We start from the raw sequence: 2262 nt of genomic DNA, 5'->3' as shown, positions 1-2262 counted from the left end.
CAGGATTCCCGCGCAGCTCATGCACATCCTCGAAGGCGAGGCACTGATGAACGACGCGTCGGGCCTCGTCGCGCTCAAGTTCGCCGTGGCCGCCGCGCTCACGGGCTACTTCTCGCTGCGCGCAGCCACGCTCAGCTTCTTCGTGATCGCGGCGGGCGGTCTCGTCGTGGGCGCGGCGATCGGCTGGATCTTCAGCTTCGTCTCGGCGCGCTTTCTGAACGTGAACGCGGAAGGCGATCCCGCGCCCGGCGTCGTGATGACCCTGCTGATTCCGTTCGCGTCGTATCTCTTCGCGGAGCATCTCGAGGTCTCGGGCGTGCTCGCCGCCGTGGCCGCGGGGATGATGATGAACTACACGAGCGTCGCGCACATGGGCCCCGTGTCCGCGCGCGTGCGCGCGACCAGCACCTGGTCGATGATCGAGTTCGTCTTCAACGGCATGGTGTTCACGCTGCTCGGCCTGCAGTTTCCCGGCATTATCGGCAAGGCGCTGCTCGACGCCCACCACACGAGCAACGTGCAGATGCTGCGCCTCATCGGCTATGTCGGCGCCGTGCTCGCGGCGCTCTACGCGATGCGCTTCGGCTGGGTGTGGCTGCTGCGCTGGGTGGCGAGCCGCGGCGCCGCGCGTCACGGCATGGCGAACGCGGTGCCCGGCCTGCGCACCGTGGCGATCACGACGGTGGCGGGCGTGCGCGGCGCGGTGACGCTCGCGGGCGTGCTTTCGCTGCCCGAGACGCTCGGCAACGGCAGCCCGCTGCCGGGCCGCGACAGCGCCATCTTCATTGCGACGGGCGTGATCCTCGCTTCGCTGCTGGTGGCGATCGTGGGCCTGCCGCTGCTGTTGCAAGGCGTGCGGCGCGGCGCGCAGGGTCCGCACGCAGCCGAGGAGCGCGCCGCGCGCATCCACGCGGCGCAAGCGGCGATCCGCGCGGTCGACGCGGTGCACGAGAAGGTGAGCGAGGACCTCGATGAATCGCAGGCGGCCTATGCCGCCGACACGACCGCGCGCGTGATGGACACCTATCGCCGGCGCCTCGCCTCGCTCGACGCCGACCGCGATCTCAGCGCGCACGCGCGCCGGGCCGAGGCGCTGGAACTGGAGATGCGGCTTGCCGCGATGCGCGCCGAGCGCGCGGCACTGCTCAAGCTGCGCAACGGCATGCAGATCAACGACGAGACGCTGGCGAAACTGATGCGCGAAGTCGATCTCTCGGAAACGGCGATGACCTCGCGTGGGCGCAACCGGGGGTGAGCGCGCGTCGCCGCGGCGAAGCGTGCCTGGGCATTACGTGAACGAGAAGGGAAAGCGCGACGCCAGAGGTGGCGCCGCGCGAGCGGCCGGCGCATCACGTGAATGAAAAGGGAAAGCGCGACGCCAGAGCCGGTGCCGCGCGAGCGGCAGGCGCACCGTGCGTGAGCTGGCACGCGCGTCGGCGGCGAGCCTCAACGCGAAGTCAGACGGCCGCTTCCTGCGCCGGCTTGCGGCGCAGCAACGCGTAGAGAATGATCGCGCCGAACGTGGCGGTGCCGATGCCGCCAAGGCCGAAGCTGCCGAGCTTGAGCGAGAAGTCGCCGGCGCCGAGCACGAGCGTGACCGCCGCGACGATGAGGTTGCGATTGTCCGAGAAGTCCACCTTGTTGACGACCCAGATGCGCGCGCCCGTCACGGCAATGAGGCCGAATACGACGATCGAGACGCCGCCCAGCACCGGCCCCGGAATCGTCTGGATCACGGCGCCGAACTTGGGCGAAAAGCCGAGCACGAGCGCGATCACCGCGGCGATCACGAACACGAGCGTCGAATAGATCTTCGTGACCGCCATCACGCCGATGTTTTCCGCGTAGGTGGTGACGCCCGTGCCGCCGGCGAAGCCCGAGACGATCGTGGCGAGGCCGTCGCCGATGAACGCGCGGCCCACGTAGCGGTCGAGGTTATAGCCTGTCATCGCGGAGACGGCCTTGATGTGGCCGAGGTTCTCCGCCACGAGAATCACGGCGATGGGCACGAGCAGCGTCATCGCTTGCGGTTCGAACACGGGCGCGGTGAACTTCGGCATGCCGAACCATGCGGCGTTCGCGACGATCGAGAAGTCGATCGGCTTGCCGAGGCCCATGCCATTCGTGACGATCGCGTAGATCACATAGGCGATCAGGAGGCCGACGAGGATCAACAAACGCTGCAGCATGCCGCGCGTGAACACGGCCACGCCGCCCACGCAGAGCACGGTGACGATCGCCATCCACGAGTCGAAGGTCGAG

2 protein-coding genes are annotated in these 2262 nt (G+C 68.6%); one reads left to right on the top strand and one right to left on the bottom strand.

Annotated elements, in window-relative coordinates; translation table 11 throughout:
• Positions 1-1255: Na+/H+ antiporter (locus tag VMJ11_RS08695; protein ID WP_325618929.1), on the top strand; the 1255-nt coding region annotated here is incomplete at its 5' end.
• A gap of 202 nt (positions 1256-1457) precedes the next feature.
• Here the strand turns inward: VMJ11_RS08695 and VMJ11_RS08690 are convergent.
• The coding region (locus VMJ11_RS08690) for a solute carrier family 23 protein (protein WP_325618927.1) at positions 1458-2262 on the bottom strand (805 nt) is incomplete at its 5' end.

Origin of the sequence: Paraburkholderia sp. (assembly GCF_035501035.1) — a bacterium.
In the GTDB taxonomy this organism is placed as follows: Bacteria; Pseudomonadota; Gammaproteobacteria; order Burkholderiales; family Burkholderiaceae; genus Paraburkholderia.
Note: the sequence above shows the minus strand (reverse complement) of the source record. Positions and strands in the feature narration are given on the sequence as shown.